General features: G+C 71.5%; 19 protein-coding genes and 1 rRNA gene. All 20 read left to right on the top strand.

Translation table 11 applies throughout. The annotated features are described in order from the left end of the window. The first annotated feature begins 64 nt into the window (after positions 1-64). The 20 genes from rrf (at position 65) to der (ending at position 19,152) form a co-directional block, all read left to right on the top strand. Positions 65-181: ribosomal RNA gene (rrf, locus tag ACPWUT_RS05175) — 5S ribosomal RNA — on the top strand. 70 nt (positions 182-251) lie between these two features. Then, positions 252-1,676 carry a primosomal protein gene (locus tag ACPWUT_RS05180; RefSeq protein WP_425841331.1) on the top strand — a complete coding sequence of 475 codons (1,425 nt, stop codon included), beginning with the start codon at positions 252-254 and terminating at the stop codon, positions 1,674-1,676. Beyond that, positions 1,676-2,707 carry an HAD-IIA family hydrolase gene (locus ACPWUT_RS05185; RefSeq protein ID WP_425841334.1) on the top strand — a complete coding sequence of 344 codons (1,032 nt, stop codon included), beginning with the start codon at positions 1,676-1,678 and terminating at the stop codon, positions 2,705-2,707. The genes ACPWUT_RS05180 and ACPWUT_RS05185 overlap by 1 nt, the downstream gene beginning before the upstream one ends. A gap of 24 nt (positions 2,708-2,731) precedes the next feature. Next, positions 2,732-2,896: a hypothetical protein gene (locus ACPWUT_RS05190; protein WP_284529607.1), complete on the top strand. Its 165-nt coding sequence runs from the start codon at positions 2,732-2,734 to the stop codon at positions 2,894-2,896. Continuing rightward, positions 2,893-3,702 (top strand): TlyA family RNA methyltransferase, encoded by an 810-nt coding sequence (locus ACPWUT_RS05195; RefSeq protein WP_425841337.1) that lies wholly within the window; start codon positions 2,893-2,895, stop codon positions 3,700-3,702. The genes ACPWUT_RS05190 and ACPWUT_RS05195 overlap by 4 nt, the downstream gene beginning before the upstream one ends. After that, on the top strand, positions 3,702-4,625 hold the full coding sequence (locus ACPWUT_RS05200) for an NAD kinase (protein ID WP_284529385.1): 924 nt from the start codon (positions 3,702-3,704) through the stop codon (positions 4,623-4,625). Before ACPWUT_RS05195 ends, ACPWUT_RS05200 begins: the two co-directional genes overlap by 1 nt. Beyond that, positions 4,622-6,325 carry a DNA repair protein RecN gene (gene recN / locus ACPWUT_RS05205; protein WP_425841340.1) on the top strand — a complete coding sequence of 568 codons (1,704 nt, stop codon included), beginning with the start codon at positions 4,622-4,624 and terminating at the stop codon, positions 6,323-6,325. The genes ACPWUT_RS05200 and recN overlap by 4 nt, the downstream gene beginning before the upstream one ends. 6 nt (positions 6,326-6,331) lie before the next feature. Continuing rightward, positions 6,332-8,026 (top strand): CTP synthase, encoded by a 1,695-nt coding sequence (locus tag ACPWUT_RS05210; RefSeq protein WP_284529387.1) that lies wholly within the window; start codon positions 6,332-6,334, stop codon positions 8,024-8,026. Further along, positions 8,019-8,594 carry an NUDIX domain-containing protein gene (locus ACPWUT_RS05215; protein WP_425841343.1) on the top strand — a complete coding sequence of 192 codons (576 nt, stop codon included), beginning with the start codon at positions 8,019-8,021 and terminating at the stop codon, positions 8,592-8,594. Before ACPWUT_RS05210 ends, ACPWUT_RS05215 begins: the two co-directional genes overlap by 8 nt. A 1-nt stretch (position 8,595) precedes the next feature. Beyond that, complete coding sequence (gene xerD / locus ACPWUT_RS05220) at positions 8,596-9,531, top strand: site-specific tyrosine recombinase XerD (protein ID WP_425841346.1); 936 nt, start codon at positions 8,596-8,598, stop codon at positions 9,529-9,531. Positions 9,532-9,618: 87 nt separating this feature from the next. Beyond that, the gene (locus tag ACPWUT_RS05225) at positions 9,619-10,233 is read left to right on the top strand and encodes a vitamin K epoxide reductase family protein (protein ID WP_425841353.1); all 615 of its coding nucleotides are present in this window, start codon (positions 9,619-9,621) and stop codon (positions 10,231-10,233) included. Positions 10,234-10,293: 60 nt separating this feature from the next. Continuing rightward, positions 10,294-11,517 carry an aminotransferase class V-fold PLP-dependent enzyme gene (locus ACPWUT_RS05230; protein ID WP_425841356.1) on the top strand — a complete coding sequence of 408 codons (1,224 nt, stop codon included), beginning with the start codon at positions 10,294-10,296 and terminating at the stop codon, positions 11,515-11,517. Position 11,518: 1 nt separating this feature from the next. Further along, positions 11,519-12,595, top strand: coding sequence for a hypothetical protein (locus tag ACPWUT_RS05235; protein WP_425841359.1), 1,077 nt, complete (start codon positions 11,519-11,521; stop codon positions 12,593-12,595). A 105-nt stretch (positions 12,596-12,700) separates the two neighbouring features. Continuing rightward, positions 12,701-13,534 carry a ParA family protein gene (locus tag ACPWUT_RS05240; protein ID WP_425842191.1) on the top strand — a complete coding sequence of 278 codons (834 nt, stop codon included), beginning with the start codon at positions 12,701-12,703 and terminating at the stop codon, positions 13,532-13,534. Further along, positions 13,518-14,375 (top strand): segregation and condensation protein A, encoded by an 858-nt coding sequence (locus tag ACPWUT_RS05245; protein ID WP_425841361.1) that lies wholly within the window; start codon positions 13,518-13,520, stop codon positions 14,373-14,375. Before ACPWUT_RS05240 ends, ACPWUT_RS05245 begins: the two co-directional genes overlap by 17 nt. Beyond that, positions 14,365-15,012 carry an SMC-Scp complex subunit ScpB gene (scpB, locus tag ACPWUT_RS05250; RefSeq protein ID WP_425841364.1) on the top strand — a complete coding sequence of 216 codons (648 nt, stop codon included), beginning with the start codon at positions 14,365-14,367 and terminating at the stop codon, positions 15,010-15,012. The genes ACPWUT_RS05245 and scpB overlap by 11 nt, the downstream gene beginning before the upstream one ends. Next, positions 15,009-15,797 (top strand): pseudouridine synthase, encoded by a 789-nt coding sequence (locus ACPWUT_RS05255; RefSeq protein WP_284529396.1) that lies wholly within the window; start codon positions 15,009-15,011, stop codon positions 15,795-15,797. Before scpB ends, ACPWUT_RS05255 begins: the two co-directional genes overlap by 4 nt. A gap of 13 nt (positions 15,798-15,810) precedes the next feature. Beyond that, positions 15,811-16,935, top strand: a complete 1,125-nt coding sequence (locus tag ACPWUT_RS05260; RefSeq protein ID WP_425841368.1) for a prephenate dehydrogenase — start codon at positions 15,811-15,813, stop codon at positions 16,933-16,935. Continuing rightward, on the top strand, positions 16,928-17,626 hold the full coding sequence (gene cmk / locus ACPWUT_RS05265; RefSeq protein WP_425841371.1) for a (d)CMP kinase: 699 nt from the start codon (positions 16,928-16,930) through the stop codon (positions 17,624-17,626). Before ACPWUT_RS05260 ends, cmk begins: the two co-directional genes overlap by 8 nt. After that, a complete protein-coding gene (gene der / locus ACPWUT_RS05270; RefSeq protein ID WP_284529401.1) occupies positions 17,626-19,152 on the top strand; it encodes a ribosome biogenesis GTPase Der in 1,527 nt (508 codons plus the stop codon). Before cmk ends, der begins: the two co-directional genes overlap by 1 nt. Positions 19,153-19,207 lie beyond the last annotated feature (55 nt).

A 19,207-nucleotide genomic window follows, 5' to 3' on the forward strand; every position in this document is an offset into this window, starting at 1 on the left:
TCGATGTACGGTCGAGAACCGCATGACAATGACATTGTTGTGCAGACTGAAACATCAATAGTGTTTCGGCGGCCATAGCGTGAGGGAAACGCCCGGTTACATTCCGAACCCGGAAGCTAAGCCTCACAGCGCCGATGGTACTGCAGGGGGGACCCTGTGGGAGAGTAGGACACCGCCGGACTTCTTTCGTGAAATGGCCACCCAGATTTGGGTGGCCATTTCTCGTTAACGCGCAGGAAAGGAATGCTGCGATGGCAGAAGAAGAGCGACCCCACCGAGGCGACAAGCCTCGGTACGCCCCTGCCTCGGGTTCCCGTCGGCCCCGGCCGAGCCGCGACGGCGACAAGCCATATGCGAAGCGCGATGGTGACAAGCGTCCGTACGCTAAGCGCGACGGTGACAAGCCGTATGCGGAGCGCGATGGTGACAAGCGTCCGTACGCTAAGCGCGACGGTGACAAGCCGTATGCGGAGCGCGACGACAAGCCGTACGCGAAGCGCGATGGTGAGAAGCGTCCGTACGCGAAGCGCGACGGCGACAAGCCGCACGCGAAGCGCGATGGTGAGAAGCGTCCGTACGCGAAGCGCGACGGTGACAAGCCTTACGCGAAGCGCGATGGTGACAAGCGTCCCTATGAGCGGCGCGATGGTGACAAGCGCCCCTACGAGCGTCGCGATGGTGACAAGCGTCCCTTCGAGCGGCGCGACGGTGACAAGCCGTACGCGAAGCGCGATGGTGACAAGCGTCCCTATGAGCGTCGCGATGGTGACCGTCCTTACGCCAAGCGCGACGATCGCCGCCCGTCCCGCCCGCCGCAGGACGACGACCGCCGGCGCGAGCGAGGGCCCGAGATCCCCGACGACGTCACCGGGCGGGACCTCAACGGTCAGGCGCGCAACGAGCTGAAGACACTGAGCAAGGAGAACGCCGAAGAGGTCGCGCGCCACCTCGCGATGGCCGCGCGCCTCATCGACGACGATCCCACGCTCGCCCACGAGCATGCGCTGGCAGCATCGCGCCGCGCAGGCCGCATCGCGGTGGTGCGCGAAACCGTCGCGATCACGGCATATGCGACGGGGGACTTCGCCCTCGCACTGCGTGAGCTGCGCACCTACCGTCGGATCTCCGGTCGCGACGACCAGATCGCACTGATGGTGGACAGCGAGCGCGGCGTGGGACGCGCCGACCGTGCCCTCGAGGTGGGTCGCACGGTCGACCGCGCCTCGCTCCCCGTCGACGTCCGCGTCGAACTGGCGATCGCCATGTCGGGGGCACGACTCGACCTCGGTCAGACCGAGCGGGCGCTGCAGGAGCTCGACATTCCGGAACTCGACCCGGACCGGGCGTTCTCGTGGAGCCCGGCACTGTTCGCCGCGCGCGCGACCGTGCTCGAGGAGCTGGGGCGGCTCGACGAGGCGGAGCGCTGGCAGCGCCGCGCCGACATCGCGGCCGAGGCGCTCCGCGCCGTCGATGCCGACCTCGAGGAGATCGAGATCGACGAGATCGAAGAACTCGACATCGACGAGGACCTCCAGGACGAGGCGGCCCGTGCGGACGAGGGACCGGTGCCGGCGGATGTCGACGATCCCGGTCCCGAGGCCGACGAGACCGACGACGAGCAGCCGGCCGCCGCTGAGGAGCAGCCCGCTGCCCAGCCGGAGGTCGACCGCGACTGATGGCGCTGTTCTCCCGCTCGCGTCCGACGCCGCTCGACGGCGTCGACCTGCTGCTCGCCGATCTCGACGGCGTCGTCTACGCCGGTCCCGGCGCACTTCCCCACGCGATCGACAGCCTGAATCGCGCGGCGCAGGACCGACCGCTCGGATACATCACCAACAACGCATCCCGACGTGACGAGACCGTCGCCGCGCACCTGCGCGAGCTCGGTCTGCACACGAAGGCGCGCGATGTGGTCACCAGCCCGCAGGCCGCGATGCGACTGCTGCGCGACCGGGTGCCCGCGGGCGCCGTCGTGCTCGTGGTCGGGGGAGACGGGCTCGTGCACGAGCTCGAGAAGGCCGGGTACCGCGTCACGCGCAGCGCGGAAGACTCTCCCGCCGCGGTCGTCCAAGGGTTCGCGCCCGAGGTGGGATGGGCGCAACTGGCGGAAGCGGCCTATGCGCTGGCGCTCCCGGAGGACGAGGGCGGGATCCCGTGGATCGCGACCAACACGGACTGGACCATCCCACAGGCGCGGGGCATCGCGCCGGGCAACGGCACGCTCGTGTCGGCGGTGCACACCGCCGTCGGACGGCTCGCGACGGTCGCGGGCAAGCCCGAGCGCCCGATCTTCGACGAGGCCGTCGCCCGCTTCGGCGCGCAGCGGCCGCTGTTCATCGGCGACCGCCTCGACACCGACATCGCCGGCGCGCAGGCGGCGGGCATGGCATCGGCTCTCGTGCTGACCGGCATCGACAGGCCCAAGCACGTGCTGGCCGCGCCGACCCATTCGCGTCCCGATTTCATCCTGTCCGACCTGCGCGAGCTCCACGAGCCGTACCCCGAGACGATCGTGAAGGGCGACGTCACCACCGTCGGATCCGCCTCGGTGCGTATCGACGGACCGGACGTGCGGATCATCGCCGAGGGGGACCGGCCCATCGACCTGGTGCGTGCCGGCGCCGCGGCCATCTGGGCGACGGGGCGTGCGATCTACGGGTTCCGCGTTCCCGAACGCCTCTACGCCGATCCGTTCCACCGGCCCTGACCGTCACCCGCGTAGGGTGGAGGCATGTCGATGGATGCCGCTGACCGCGACGAGCGCCGCGAGGATCTCCTCTCGACCCTCGAGGTGATCGAGGAGCAGCCGCTCGCCGAGCGCGCCGCCGCGTACGCCGCCCTGCACGACGAACTCGCACGGCGGCTCGAGTCCGGTCCCCGCGACAGCCACGCATGACGAGCCGCCTCGACGCGGCTCTCGCCCAGCGCGGTCTCGCCCGGTCGCGGACCCACGCCGCCCAGCTGATCGACGCGGGGCTGGTGACCGTCGACGGTGTCGGCGTCGTGAAGGCGGCGACGAAGGTCGACGACGAGGCGCGCATCGAGGTCGCGCCGACAGACCACTACGTCAGTCGCGCCGCTCACAAGCTCATCGCCGCCCTCGATGCGTTCGGCGTGGTGGTGGATGGCCGGATCGCCCTCGACATGGGCGCGTCCACCGGCGGATTCACGCAGGTGCTGCGCGAGCGCGGCGCACAGCCCGTGCTCGCCGTCGACGTGGGCCACGGGCAGCTGTCGCGTCAGATCGCCGATGATCCCGGTGTGATCGGCGTCGAGGGGTTCAACGTGCGGCACATGACGGCCGACGCCCTGGCGGAGGCCAGCGGCGTGTCGGCGCGTCCCGAGGTCGTCACCGCCGACCTCTCGTTCATCTCGCTCGGTCACGTCCTCCCGGCCGTCGCTGAGGTGGTCGATCCCTCCGCCGACATCGTGGTCCTCGTGAAGCCTCAGTTCGAGGTGGGTCGCACCGGCGTGCGCGAGGGCGTCGTGACCGACCCGGGCAAGCGTGCCGACGCGGTCGCCGGGGTGCTGTGGCAGGCATGGGACGCCGGCCTCGGCACCGAGGGCGTCATCGCCTCGCCGATCATCGGAACGCACGGGAATGCGGAGTTCCTCGCCCACCTGCGCGTGCGCGGCTCGGACCCCGACGCCGGCAATCCGACAGAATGGTTGAGCACCGTGAACCGACTGGCGGGAATCTGATGACCACACGCGAGATCCTGGTGGTCGCGCACGCACACCGTGCCGACACCGTCGCCGCGGCCGCGCGCGTCGTCACGGCGCTGACCGCCGCGGGGGCGCACCCGGTGCTGCCCGGCGACGACGACGCGCTGATCGATGCCCTGTCGGCCACCGGCGGGTTCGGCGTGCTCGGCCGCGACGTGCAGATCGATCAGATCGAGCTCGCCATCGTTCTCGGCGGCGACGGGACGATCCTGCGCGCGGCGGAGATCGTCCGCGAGAGCACCGCCCCCGTGCTCGGCATCAACATGGGCCATGTCGGCTTCCTGGCGGAGATCGAGGCCGACGACATCGACGACGCGATGCGCCGGGTGATCGCGCGCGACTACGACGTCGAGGAGCGCATGGCGCTCTCGGTGCGCGTGAAGGACGTCGACGGCTCCGTCATCTACGAGACGTGGGCGCTCAACGAGGCCACCGTCGAGAAGGCGTCGCGCGAACGCATGATGGAGGTCGTCATCGAGATCGACGGCCGCCCGCTGTCGACCTTCGGCTGCGACGGCATGGTCGTCGCCACCCCCACGGGGTCGACGGCGTACAACTTCTCTGCCGGCGGTCCGGTCATCTGGCCCTCCGTCGAGGCGATCGCCGTCGTGCCGCTGTCGGCGCACGCGCTCTTCGCCCGGCCGCTGGTCGTGGGCCCGGAGGCTTCCGTGGCCATCGAGGTGCTGGCGCGCACCTACGGCACCGGCATCCTGTGGTGCGACGGCCGCCGCTCGCACGACCTGCCGCCCGGAGCGCGCGTGGTCGTGCGACGCTCGAGCCGGCCCGTCCGCCTCGCGCGGCTGCACCCCGCGTCGTTCACCGATCGGCTGGTGCGGAAGTTCCGCCTCCCCGTGGCGGGGTGGCGCGGCCCGGCCGGCACGGTGATGGAGGCCGAGTGATCGAGCAGATGACGCTGCGCGATCTCGGCGTGATCGCGCAGGCCACTCTTCCGATCGGACCGGGCTTCACGGCGATCACCGGCGAGACCGGCGCCGGCAAGACGATGGTCGTGACCGGACTGGGACTGCTCCTCGGGCAGCGCGCCGATTCCGGGGCCGTGCGCTCCGGCGCCGCGCAGGCGTCGGTCGAAGGCGTCTGGATCGTCCCGGCCGACGGGCCGGTCGCCGATCGCGTGCGCGAGGCGGGCGGCGACGTGGAGCCCGTGGGCTCCGGCGACGCCGAGCTCTACCTCGGGCGCACGATCTCCAGCGAGGGCCGGGGGCGAGCGACGGTGGGAGGCCGCACGGCGCCCGCCGGGGTCCTCGCCGACCTCGCCGATCAGCTCGTGGTCGTGCACGGCCAGTCCGATCAGCTGCGCCTGCGTTCGGGCGCCGCCCAGCGCGACGCCCTCGACCGGTTCGCCGGCGCTCCCGTCGCCGACGCGCTCGCGGCCTACCGCGACGCATGGGAGCGGGCGCGCTCGCTGTCGGACGAGCTGGCGGAGCTGACCGCCCACCGCGACGAGCGGGCACGCGAGGCCGACGAGCTGCGCGACGCTCTCGCCGAGATCGAGCAGCTCGACCCGCAGCCGGGCGAGGACGCCGAGCTCGCCCAGCGCGCGGAGCGGCTGGCCAACGCCGAGGAGCTGCGCCTGGCCGCCGCGACGGCCCACGACGCACTGTCGGGCGAGGACGACCGCCCCGATGTCATCGCGCTCCTCGCGGAAGCACGGCGGAGCCTGGAGCGCTCCGCGCACAGCGACGAGCGGCTCGGGGCGATCGCCGAGCAGGTCGGCGAGCTCGGCTACCGCGCCGCCGACCTGGCGGGGGAGCTGAGCGCGTATCTCGCCGACCTCGACGAGACCGGACCGCACGAGCTCGCCGCCGTCGAGGAGCGACGGGCCGCTCTTCAGGTGCTCGTCCGCCGGCACGGGTCGCTCGAGGCGGCGCTGACCCTGCAGGACCGCGGATCGGCCCGACTGCTCGAACTGGAAGACGACGGGGATCGCATCGAGCGACTCGCCTCGGAGCAGGAGGCCGCAGCTGCGCAGCTCGACGCCGCCGCCGAGGTCCTCACCCGTGCGCGGACGGAAGCCGCGGAGAGGCTGGCCGCGGCGGTCACCGAGGAGCTCCGTCACCTGGCTCTTCCCGATGCCCGCCTGACCGTGGCGGTCGCGGCCGGTGCGCACAGCGCGGCCGGTCGGGACGAGGTGACCATCCTGCTCGCCCCGCATCCCGGCGCCGAGCCGCGTCCGGTGGCCCGCGGGGCCTCGGGCGGTGAGCTCAGCCGGGTGATGCTCGCCATCGAGGTGGTGATCTCCCGCACCGATCCGGTGCCCACCTTCGTGTTCGACGAGGTGGACGCGGGCATCGGCGGCGCCGCGGCGATCGAGGTGGGGCGCCGCCTGGCGCAGCTGGCGCAGTCGAGCCAGGTCATCGCGGTCACCCATCTGGCGCAGGTGGCCGCGTTCGCGGGCAATCACCTCAGCGTCGTGAAGTCCGGAGACGGGTCGGTCACCGCCTCCAGCGTCCGCCGGCTGGACGGCGCGGAGCGCGAAGCGGAGATGGCGCGCCTGCTGTCGGGACTGGCCGATTCGGAGACCGCCCTCGAACACGCACGTGAGCTGCTGAGCCTCGGCGGCCACGGGCTGATAGGATGAAAGCCCGTGACGGACACTTCAGACGCGGGCATCATTTCGAACGACACCACCAGGCACATCTTCGTGACGGGCGGTGTCGTTTCCTCGTTGGGCAAGGGCTTGACGGCCGCCAGTCTGGGCAACCTGCTCACTGCGCGCGGCCTGCGCGTGGTGATGCAGAAGCTCGACCCCTACCTCAACGTCGACCCGGGGACGATGAACCCGTTCCAGCACGGTGAGGTCTTCGTCACCGACGACGGCGCCGAGACCGACCTCGACATCGGCCACTACGAGCGCTTCCTCGACATCGAGCTGAGCCAGGCCGCCAACGTCACGACGGGCCAGATCTACTCGCAGGTGATCGCGCGCGAGCGCCGCGGCGAGTACCTCGGCGACACGGTGCAGGTGATCCCGCACATCACGGACGAGATCAAGCGCCGCATGCGCCTGCAGGCCGACGAGTCGCCGCGGCCCGATGTGATCATCACCGAGATCGGCGGCACGGTCGGCGACATCGAGTCGCAGCCGTTCATCGAATCGGCCCGGCAGATCCGGCACGAGCTCGGGCGCAAGAACGTCTTCTTCGTCCACGTCTCGCTGGTGCCGTTCATGGGCGCCTCGGGTGAGCAGAAGACCAAGCCGACGCAGCACTCCGTCGCGGCGCTGCGCTCCATCGGCATCCAGCCCGACGCGCTGGTCCTGCGCAGCGACCGGCCGGTCACCGAGTCCAACAAGCGCAAGATCGCGCTCATGTGCGACGTGGATGAGGACGCGGTCGTGAACGCGGTCGACGTGCCGAGCATCTACGACATCCCCTCCATGCTCAACGAGCAGGGCCTCGACGCCTACATCGTCGACAAGCTCGGCCTGGGCAAGGCGGCGGAGGTCGACTGGACGCGCTGGGGGAAGGTGCTCCAGGCGGTCCACAACCCCAAGCACGAGGTCACGATCGGCCTCGTCGGCAAGTACATCGACCTGCCCGACGCGTACCTGTCGGTCACCGAGGCCCTGAAGGCCGGCGGCTTCGCGCAGGAGACCAAGGTGAAGGTCACCTGGATCCCGTCCGACCTCTGCGAGACGCCCGAGGGCGCCGAGAAGGCGCTCGCGCCGCTGGACGGCATCGTCGTCCCCGGCGGGTTCGGCATCCGCGGCATCGAGGGCAAGCTCGGCGCGCTGAAGTTCGCGCGCGAGCAGGGGATCCCGACGCTCGGGATCTGCCTGGGCCTGCAGTGCATGGTGATCGAGTACGCGCGAAACGTCGTCGGTTTGGAGGGGGCGTCGTCCAGCGAGTTCGATCCGGACACCGAGCACCCGGTCATCGCGACGATGGCCGAGCAGGTGGACATCCTCGCCGGCGGCGACCTGGGCGGCACGATGCGCCTGGGGCTCTACGAGGCGGAGCTCGCCGAGGGGTCGCTCGCCGCCGAGGTCTACGGATCGACGCGGGCGTCGGAGCGTCACCGTCACCGCTACGAGGTCAACAACAAGTACCGCGACCAGATCGCCGCGGCCGGCTTCTCGTTCTCGGGGCTCTCGCCCGACCGCAACCTCGTCGAGTACGTCGAGCTCCCGCGCGACGTGCACCCGTACTACATCGCCACACAGGCCCACCCCGAGCTGCGCTCGCGGCCCACCGAGGCCAACCCGCTGTTCCGCGGCCTCATCGCGGCGGCGCTGGAGCGTCACAGCGCGAGCGAGCTGTTCGACGTCGACAATGACTGAGCTGCGCGACGAGCCCGTCGACGCGGAGGTGATCGACAGCGACCTCGTCTACGAGGGTCGCGTGTGGGACGTGCGCAGCGACACCGTGCGCTACGGCGACGGGGAGATCGTGCGGCAGTACGTCGCCCACCCCGGCGCCGTGGCGGTCGTCGCGCTCGACGACGACGAGCGGGTCGCCCTCATCCAGCAATACCGCCACCCCATCCGGCATCGCGACTGGGAGATCCCGGCGGGGCTGCTCGATGTCGCGGGCGAGCCGCCGATCGACACCGCGCGGCGGGAGCTCGCGGAAGAGGTCGACCTCGTCGCCGAGTCGGTCGAGCCGCTCCTCAGCATCTTCACCACGCCCGGCGGCAACGACGAGACGGTGCACATCTTCCTCGCCCGCGGGCTCTCGCCCGCCCCGCATCCGCACGCACGCGAGCAGGAAGAGGCGGACATCCGGCTGGAGTGGATGCCGCTGTCCGAGGCGGTCGACGCGGTGCTGGCCGGACGCATGCGCAACGGCATCCTCGCCGCCGGCGTGCTCGCCGCCGCCGAGCGGGCGCGACGGTCATCGCAGGGATGAGATGAGGCTCGCACGCGCGGTCGAGACGTACCTGCGTCACGTCGCGATCGAGCGCGGCCTCTCCGAGCACACCGTCGCCGCCTATCGCCGCGACCTCTCCGGCTACGCGGGATGGCTGCAGGACCGGGGCGTCGAGGATGTCGGCGCCGTCACCGCCGAGCTGGTGGCGGCGTTCGTCGCCGAGCGCGCCTCGGCCGAGCCCCCGCCCGCCGCCACCTCGCTCGCCCGGCTGCAGTCGTCGGTGCGGGGGCTGCATCGCTTCCTCGCGCAGGAGGGGCTGACGGGCGACGATCCGACCAGCCGGCTGCGCCCGCCGAAGACACCGCAGCGACTCCCGAAAGCGCTCACCATCGACCAGGTCGAGACCCTGCTCGACGGCGCCGGCCCGCCCCCCGGGGATGCGGCGGGCGAGACCGGCGAGGGCGGCCTGATCCGGCTGCGCGACCGGGCGCTCCTCGAGCTGCTGTACGCGACCGGAGCCCGCGTGTCGGAGATCGTCCAGCTCGACGTGGACGATCTGGCGCACGGCGACGTGCTGCGCGTGCGCGGGAAGGGCGCGAAGGAGCGCATCGTGCCGGTCGGCTCGTACGCGCGCGCCGCGGTCGACGCCTACCTGGCGCGGGTGCGTCCCGAGCTCGCACGGCGCGGAAAGGCGACGCCGCGACTCTTCCTGGGAGTGCGCGGAGCGCCGCTGTCGCGGCAGAGCGCGTGGCTGATCATCCAGCAGGCGGCAGAGCGCGCCGCGCTGCGCGCACACGTGTCGCCGCATACGCTGCGGCACTCGTTCGCCACGCACCTTCTCCAGGGCGGCGCGGACGTGCGGGTGGTCCAGGAGCTGCTCGGCCACGCGTCGGTCGCGACCACGCAGATCTACACGCACGTCACCGTCGACGCGCTCCGCGACGTATACGTCACCTCGCACCCTCGCGCGCGCTGATCCCGCGGGTCGTCCAGCCGCGAGGGGACGGGGTTTCTCACGGCCTTTCCGGCTTCCGGCCGCGCCGCCGTGGCGGACACTGGGACCATGACCACCGACCACGCCGCGACGCCGGCCGCTCGCTTCCGGCCCGGGCGGGGGCTCGCCGTGTTCTGGATCGTCGCCGCGGTGCTCGGCTGGGTGGTGTCGTTCCTCCTCTACAAGGAGTACGTCGGGCAGCTCACGGGAGCCGACGCGATCATCTCCTGCGACATCAGCCCCATCGTCACCTGCGGGCCGAATCTGCTCACGCCCGGCGGCAATCTGCTCGGGTTCAGCAACTCGATCATCGGGATCGTGCTGTTCGTCGGTCCCGTCTACGCCGGGGTCAGCGCGCTCGCCGCCCCGGGCGGGCTGTCGGCCTGGTACTGGCGCACGTTCGCGGCGTTCGTGGGCGCGGCGTTCGTCTTCGTCCATGTGCTCGCCGCGCGCAGCGTGTTCGAGTACGGGTCGCTGTGCCCGTGGTGCATGGTGGTGTGGCTCGTGACGATCCCGCTCTTCTGGTCGGTGCTCGGCTGGACGCTCCGCGACGGCGTGTGGGGGAGAGCCCCCGCGCGGGCGGGCGCGGTCATCCTGTCCTGGCTGCCGCTGATCGTCCTCCTCGACTACCTCGTCATCGCCGTGGCGGCTCAGCTGCGGCTCGACGTGATCGGCAGCCTGTAGCCGCGTTTTTCCCGGCGGACCGGCCCCGACGGCGCCGCGATGCGAGCGGACAATGAGCCCATGGCCGCGACCGCATCCCCCCGTTCGCTCTTCGGACGCCGCCCTCGCCCGGCGGCGTCGAGCGCGCGGGACGGATTCGACTACCTCTCGGCCGACGACGTCTACCTCGACAGCGCCTGCCAGACCCTCCGGCCGCGTCCGGTGATCGATGCCCTGACCACCTACTACACCGAGTACGGGGCATGCGGTGACCGGGTGAGGTACGCGTGGGGGCGACGGGTGGAGGCCGGCGTCTCGGCGACCCGCGATCGGGTGCTCTCCGTGCTCGGGCTGCCGGCCCGCCGGTATGCGTGCGCGTTCACCCTCAACACCACCTACGGCCTGAACCTCCTGCTCCAGCAGCTGCCGGCCGGCCGCTACGGCCGCATCGTCACGACCCACACCGAGCACAATGCGGTCTTCGTGTCCACCATGACCGCGGCACGGCGGCTCGGGATCCCGCGGACGGTCGTCGACCGCGGGGCCGACGGCGCCGTGGATCTCACCGGGCACGATCTCACGGACGCGGTGGTCGTCCTGTCGGCCATGGACAACGTCACGGGCACCGTCACCGCGGACCTGGCCGACCTCGTGGCGGAGGTCCAGCGGCGGGGAGGCATCGTCATCGTCGACGCCGCTCAGGCGGCGCCCCACGCGCTCAGCCGGCTACGGGGCGTCACCGCCGACGCGGTCTGCCTCTCGGCGCACAAGATGTACGGACCGTCCCTGGGGGTGGTGGCGGCCACGACCGACCTGCTGATGTCGCTCGACGCCTCCTTCCTCGGGGGCGGCCAGGTCTCCGCGGTCACGCGGGACGACTTCACCCTGCTGAGCGAGCCCCACACGCGACTCGAGCCGGGGCTGCAGGCGTGGGGCGAGGTCATCGCGTTCGGGGCCGCGCTGGAATGGCTGGCACCGCGGCTCGCGGCGATCGAGGAGTCCGAGGCCCGCCTGGCGCAGCGGCTGTTCGACGGGCTCGCCCGGATGCCGCACCTGACCCTGTTCAACACCGCCGCCGCTCCCGTGATCTCCTTCGTCCCCGCGCGGGTCGGCGCCCACCGCCTGGCCGTCTTCCTGTCGCAGGCGGGGATCATGGTCCGCAGCGGGCACTTCTGCGCGCATCACTGGCTGGCCGACCGCCTCGGGATGGAGCCGCTCGTGCGCGTCAGCCTGGGCGCCCACAGCACGGCGGAAGACGTGGACCGCGCCCTCGACGTCACGTCGCGGATGATGCGGGGACTCTGAGATGCTGTGCGTCGTCGCGTTCGTCGTGGTGCTCGTGCTGTCGGCGGTGTCGGCGAGATACCGCAGGCTGCTGGGCAGAGCGTGGGGCTGCGCATGGCGGAAGGTCACCTTCCGGGCGTGCGACACGACGTTCCGCGACGACGTGAAGAGCTCGCTGCTGGCGCCCCTGGCCGTGCGCGCACCGCGGCTCGTCACGCCGGCGAGCATCGCGATCGAGGTGACGGCGTGGCTGATGGTCCTCTCGCTCGTGGTGAGCCTGTTCATCCTCGGCCGCAGCGGCCTCAACCTGTTCGTCTACGGCACCTGCGACAAGCAGGACGCGCAGTCCTGCTCGCTGGCGGCGGAGATGTGCTCGATCGATGCGGGGCCCATCGGCTTCTGGGAGTCGATCGGTCAAGGCGACGTGGTCGGCGCCTTCGGCAACGAGTTCGCCTCGCTCGGCGAGACGTTCGCGGCCGTCCCCAGCCGGCTGCGGGACTGGGACGCCGCGGACTACGCCGCCGCGGACGCCACCTACCTGGGCGGCTACACGAGCGGCCTGCCGACGGCGCTCGAGATCATCGACCCCGGCTGCCGCTTCTGCGCGCAGCTGTTCCGCAACATGCGCGAAGGGGGCTTCGATCGCACCCACAACGTCACCTACCTCGTGTACCCGATCGTCACCGACGATGGGCCGCGCTTCGCGAACTCCCCGCTCGTGGCGTCGTATCTGACGGCGATCCGCGCCTACGACGACGCCGCCGGCGGGCCGGCGTCCGGCGCGGACTGGGCGATCCTCGAGACGCTCTTCACACAGCAGAACGCGGACGGTCTCGACTGGCAGATCTGGCTCAACACCGCCTCGGCCACCGAGGCGCGCGCGCAGCTGCACGCCTGGCTCGGCGAGGCGGGCTACGGGCCCGGGCAGGTGGCGGAGATCGCCGCGCTCGCCGGGTCGTCCGAGACCGCGCGGACCCTGGCCGAGACGCGCGCGGTCGTGGAGGAGGAGATCCGCACCCTCGCGATCCCGTCCCTCATCGCCGGCGGGCGCCTGCGGTCCGGACTGGTCGACGCCGACACCCTGCGAGGCATCGACTGACGCCGCCGCGGCTGTGCGAGAATCGAACGCACGCATCAGAGAGCAGGAGTGTCGGTGGCGGACAAGGCGCGGGGGACGAAGAAGACGTCCACGGACGAGACCCCGATGGGTCCGACCGGCCGCCCCTATCACGGGTTCCCCACCCCGCCCCATCTCGACGGGCACGGCCCGGCGCGGATCATCGCTCTGTGCAACCAGAAGGGCGGCGTCGGCAAGACGACGACCACCATCAACCTGGCCGCCTCGCTCGCGCAGTACGGTCGCCGGGTGCTGGCCGTGGACTTCGACCCGCAGGGAGCGCTGTCGGCCGGGCTCGGCCTGCAGACCCACGACGTGCCGACGATCTACGATCTGCTGCTGGACACCAAGCGCGACCCCCACGAGGTCATCGTGTCGACGTCGGTCGACGGCCTCGACGTCATCCCCGCCAATATCGATCTGTCCGCGGCCGAGGTGCACCTTGTCAACGAGGTCGCCCGCGAGACGATCCTCGCGCGGGTGCTCCGGAAGGTCGCCGGCGAGTACGACGTCATCCTCATCGACTGCCAGCCGTCGCTGGGCCTGCTGACCGTCAACGCGCTCACCGCCAGCCACGGGGTGCTGATCCCGCTGGAGTGCGAGTTCTTCGCACTGCGCGGCGTGGCCCTGCTGATCGAGACGATCGACAAGGTGCGCGACCGGCTGAACCCGTCGATCACCCTCGACGGCGTGCTGGCGACGATGTACGACCCGCGCACGCTGCACTCGCGCGAGGTGCTCGAGCGGGTCGTGGAGGCCTTCGGCGACGACGTGCTCGAGACGGTCATCGGTCGCACCGTGAAGTTCCCCGACGCGTCGGTCTCCGGCGTGCCGATCACCAAGTTCGCGCCCGAGCACCCGGCCGCCCAGGCCTACCTGCGACTGGCGCGGGAGCTGGTCGCCCGTGGCGCCGTCGCCTGACGAGGTCGCCGAACCCGTCTCGTCCGCTGAGCCCGCCGACGCGGCGGTCCCTGAGCCTGTCGAAGGGTTCCACCTCTCGCTGTCGAACTTCGACGGGCCGTTCGACCTCCTGCTCTCGCTGATCTCCCAGCACGAGCTCGACATCACCGAGGTCTCGCTGAGCAAGGTCACCGACGAGTTCATTTCCTACCTCAAGGGCCTCGAGGCCGAGGAGGAGCTCGAGCAGGCCTCCGAGTTCCTCGTCGTCGCCGCGACCCTCCTCGACATGAAGGTCGCCGGCCTGCTGCCGCAGGGCGAGCTCGTCGACGCCGAGTCCGTGGCCCTGCTCGAAGCCCGTGACCTGCTGTTTGCCCGGCTGCTGCAGTACCGCGCGTTCAAGGAGGTCTCCGCGTGGTTCGCGCGGTGCATGCAGCGCGAGGATCGTCGCCACGTGCGGGCGGTGCGGCTCGACGAGAGGTACCGGCGTGCCGTCCCGGAGCTCGTGTGGACGCTGTCGAAGGAGGACTTCGCAGCGCTCGCGATGCTCGCCTTCGCGCCGAAGGAGATCCCGCACGTCGGCCTGGACCATCTGCACGCGCCGCTCATCTCGATCCGCGAGCAGGCCGCCGTCGTCGTGACGCTGCTGCGCAGCGCCGGACAGCTGAACTTCCGCGAGCTGATCGCCGGGGTGGACCAGACCGGAGTGGTCGTCGCCCGGTTCCTGGCGGTGCTGGAGCTCTACCGGCACGCGGCGCTCACCTTCGAGCAGCTCGAGCCACTGGGCGAGCTCACCCTGCGCTGGACCGCCGAACGGTGGTCCGAAGAGAACCTCGCCACCCTGGGAGCAGACTATGACCGATGACGTGACCGACGCCTCGACGAGCTCGGGGGGCGAGGCGGACGCGCAGAGCGAGGTGGACGTGCCGGCGCGGTCGCAGGACCCCGCCGACGTCGCCCGGCGCCTGGAGGCGATCCTCTTGGTCGTCGACGAGCCGCACAGCCTCGTGGCACTCGCCGCGGCCGTCGGCTCGCCCGTCCCGGTCGTCCGTCAGGCCGTCGAGGCGCTCGTCGCCGACTACGACGGCGAGAGCGGCGGGCCCCGCCGGGGATTCGAGCTGCGCGAGGTCGGCGGCGGCTGGCGTCTCTACGTCCGCGAGGAGCACGACGATCTGGTGAGCGAGTTCGTCAACGCGCAGGCTCCGTCGCGCCTGTCGCAGGCGGCCCTTGAGACCCTCGCGGTGATCGCGTACAAGCAGCCCGTCACCCGCAGCCAGGTGGCCTCGATCCGCGCGGTCAACGTCGACTCGGTCGTCCGCACCCTCGTCGCCCGCGGCCTCATCACCGAGCTGTACACCGATCCCGAGACCGGAGCGATCAACTACGGCACCACCGATGCGCTGCTGGTGAACCTCGGCATCAACTCCCTCGACGAGCTGCCGCACATCTCGCCACTGCTCGACGACGGCGCCGAGGGCTTCGAGAGCGAGGTGCTCCGATGAGCGACATCGATCCGACGTCCGAGGGGCGCGAGGACGGCGTCCGCCTGCAGAAGGTGCTCGCCAACGCCGGCGTCGCGTCGCGCCGGGTCAGCGAGCAGTACATCGTGGAAGGGCGCGTGCGCGTCAACGGTGTCGTCGTCACCGAGCTCGGCACACGCATCGATCCGTCGTCCGACCTCATCGACGTCGACGGCACCGCCATCCAGCTGGACGCCACCAAGCGCTACGTCGTGCTGAACAAGCCCACCGGCGTCGTGTCGTCGATGAAGGACGAGCAGGGGCGCCCGGATCTGCGCCGCTTCACCGCGGACTGGCCGGAACGGCTCTACAACGTCGGCCGGCTCGACGCCGAGACGAGCGGACTGCTCGTCCTCACCAACGACGGCGACCTCGCACACGTCCTCGCGCACCCCTCGTTCGGGGTGACGAAGGTCTACATCGCGAAGGTCGAGGGCCGTGTCACGGCGCAGACCATCGCTCGGCTGACGCGGGGGATCGACCTGGAGGACGGGCCGATCGCCGCCGACAAGGCGCGACTGCTGGATGCCAGCGGGGACACGAGCCTGGTGGAGCTCACGCTCCACTCGGGACGCAATCGCATCGTCCGGCGCATGATGGCCGCGGTCGGCCACCCGGTGCGCGAGCTCGTCCGCCGTCAGTTCGGGCCGCTGCACCTGGGCACGCTCCCAGCGGGCCGCGCACGGGAGTTGACTACGATGGAACGCGGCGCGCTGCTGACTCTCGCGCGCCAGGCGGCCCCGCCGCCCCACCCCGACGCGACATGAGACCGGAGTAGCGGTGACCGACTCGACCTCTGCGGATGCGCGCGCCCGCGCGGCGCGCACGTCGGGGACGGTCCGCATCGTCGGCGCGGGTCTGCTCGGTTCGAGCATCGGCCACGCGCTGAGCGCCCTGGGCGTCGACGTGGCACTGGCGGACGCGTCGCCCGCTCAGCTGCGTCTGGCGGTGGACTACGGGGCCGGCCGCCCCGCGCGGGACGACGACCGGCCGTCTCTGATCGTCGTCGCCGTTCCGCCGGACGTGACCGCCCACGTCATCGAGCGCGAGCTCACGTCCTTCCCGGGCGTCGTCGTCACCGACGTCGCCAGCGTGAAGCTGGAGCCGCTGCGCGCGCTCAGGGAGCGCGGCATCGACCTCACCCACTACATCGGCTCGCATCCGATGGCCGGTCGCGAGCGCGGGGGTGCGATCTCGGCCCGCGCGGACATCTTCGTCGGCCGCCCCTGGGTCGTGTGCCGCGACGGCGAGACGCCGGCGGCCGACCTCGCGCTGGTGGAGGGCCTCGCGCTCGACCTCGGCGCCACCCCGATCGAGATGACCCCCGACGAGCACGACCGGGCCGTCGCCCTCGTCTCGCACGTGCCGCAGCTGGTGGCCTCGCTCCTCGCGGGGCGCTTCGTCGATGCGCCGGACGGCTCTCTGCGTCTGGCCGGTCAGGGCGTGCGCGACACCACGCGCATCGCGGCGTCCGGCCCCGAGCTGTGGGTCCAGATCCTCGGTGCCAACGCGGCACCGGTCGTCGACGTGCTCGACGCGCTGGCAGGCGATCTCGCCGCCGTCGCCGACGCCCTCCGCGCCCCGGAGTCTCCCGGCGCCCGTCGCGCCGTGGCCGAGACGATCCGTCGCGGGAACGACGGCGTCGAGCGGCTGCCCGGCAAGCACGGACAGAACCGTCGCTTCGAGCAGCTTGTCGTGATGGTCGACGACACCCCCGGCCAGCTCGGCCGCCTCTTCGGCGAGCTGGGCGAACTCGACGTGAACGTCGAGGACCTGCGTCTGGAGCACTCTCCCGGCGCTCAGTTCGGCCTCGCCGACATCAGCGTCGATCCCGCCGTGCTGCGGCACGCGGTCGACGGCCTGGAAGCGCGCGGCTGGAAGATTGCGAGCCTCTCGAATGACTGACCCACAGACCACCGCCTCCGCCGAGGTGCGCGCCGTCGCGATCGACGGACCCGCCGGCAGCGGCAAGTCCAGCGTGTCCAAGCAGGTCGCCCGCCGGCTGGGCTACGGCTACCTCGACACCGGCGCCGCCTACCGGGCCCTGGCCTGGCACGTCCTCGAGCGCGGTGGCGACACCTCGGACGCCGAAGCGGTGCTCGCCGCCGTCGCCGACTTCGACTACGCCATCTCGCTCGACCCCGACGACTACTGGGTGCGCGTCGGCGACGTCGCGGTGACCGACGCGATCCGCGACCCGCGGGTCTCCGGTGCCGTGAGCGGAGTCGCGCGGGTGCCCGCCGTCCGCGAGTCGGTCAACGGGCTCTTCCGCACACTCGTGGCGGATGCCGCCGTCCCGGGGGTCATCGTCGAGGGCCGCGACATCACGACGGTCGTCTTCCCCGACGCACCGGTGCGGATCCTCCTCACCGCCGCGCCCGAGGTCCGTGCCGCGCGGCGCAGCGCCGAGGTCTCCAGTCAGGACGCCGCGGCCGTCGCCGCCGCGCTGCACCAGCGCGACGCGGCCGATTCGAAGGTCGTCGACTTCCTCACCGCCGCACCGGGCGTGACCGTGGTCGATTCGACCGAGTTGGACTTCGCACAGACCGTCGACGCCGTCCTGGCCGTCGTCGGCGACGGAACGGGAGCGCGCTGATGGCCGCAGTGGACGACGAGTACGAGGGCGGTCCCGACCGTCTCGAGGAGAAGCTCGCGAACCTCGACGAGGAGCTCGCCGAGCAGCGGGCGGCGGCGCTGCGCGCGTCGCTGGCCGATTACGAGCTCGACGAGGAGGACGCCGACCTGCTGGCCGGCTTCACCGCCGGCGGCGAGGTCGTCGAGGTCCTGCCCGCCCTTCCCGTCGTCGCCATCGTCGGGCGCCCCAACGTCGGCAAGTCGGCTCTCGTGAACCGCATCCTCGGACGTCGCGAGGCCGTCGTCGAGGACACCCCCGGCGTCACCCGCGACCGGGTGACGTACAAGGCCGAGTGGATGGATCGCCGGTTCACCCTCGTCGACACCGGCGGGTGGGAGCCCGACGCCCGCGGCATCGACCGCTCCGTGGCCGCGCAGGCCGAGGTCGCGATCGAGCTGTGCGACGTCGTGCTGTTCGTCGTCGACGCCATGGTCGGTGCCACCGCCACCGACGAGCAGGTCGTCCGCCTTCTGCGCAAGGCCGACAAGCCCGTCTTCCTCGTCGCCAACAAGATCGACGATGCACGGCAGGAGCCGGAGGCCGCGGCGCTGTGGAACCTCGGCCTCGGCGAGCCGCACCCCGTCTCGGCGATCCACGGCCGTGGTGTCGCCGACCTGCTCGACGAGATCATGAAGGTGCTGCCGGAGGTCTCGGCCGTCGCCAAGAACGAGCTCGGCGGTCCGCGTCGGGTGGCGATCCTCGGGCGCCCCAACGTGGGCAAGTCGTCGTTGCTGAACAAGGCCGCGGGGGAGGAGCGCGTGGTCGTCAACGATCTCGCCGGCACCACCCGCGACCCCGTCGACGAGATCGTCGAACTCGGCGGCAAGCTGTGGCGGCTGGTGGACACCGCGGGCATCCGCCGCCGCGTGCACCTGCAGCAGGGCGCCGACTTCTACGCGTCGCTGCGGACCTCCGCCGCGCTCGAGAAGGCCGAGGTCGCGGTCGTCGTCCTCGACGTGTCCGAGCCGATCAGCGAGCAGGACGTCCGCATCATCGACCTGGTGCTGGAGTCGGGCCGGGCGCTCGTGCTCGCCTACAACAAGTGGGACCGCCTGAACGACGACGACATGGAGAACATCGACCGTCGCCGCTACCTCGAGCGCGAGATCGAGCAGGATCTCGCCCACGTCGCCTGGGCGCCCCGCGTGAATCTCTCCGCCCGCACCGGACGGCACCTCGACAAGCTCGTTCCGGCGCTCGAGACCGCCCTCGAGTCGTGGGATCAGCGCATCCCCACCGGCAAGTTCAACGCCTTCCTGGCCGAACTCGTCGCCGAGCACCCGCATCCGCTCCGCGGCGGCAAGCAGCCCCGCATCCTCTTCGGGACGCAGGCCTCGACCCGCCCGCCCACCTTCGTGCTGTTCACGACGGGGTTCCTCGACCCCGGCTACCGCCGGTTCATCCAGCGGCGGCTGCGCGAGCTGTTCGGGTTCGAGGGCACGCCGATCGTCACGAACATGCGGGTGCGCGAGCGCCGTCAGCGCTGACCCAGCTGCGCTTCGTCTCGCTGCGCCCGCTCAACGACCGGCCGGCTCGCCCCCG

It is taken from the genome of Microbacterium sp. PA5 (genome assembly GCF_049860775.1).
GTDB lineage: Bacteria > Actinomycetota > Actinomycetes > Actinomycetales > Microbacteriaceae > Microbacterium.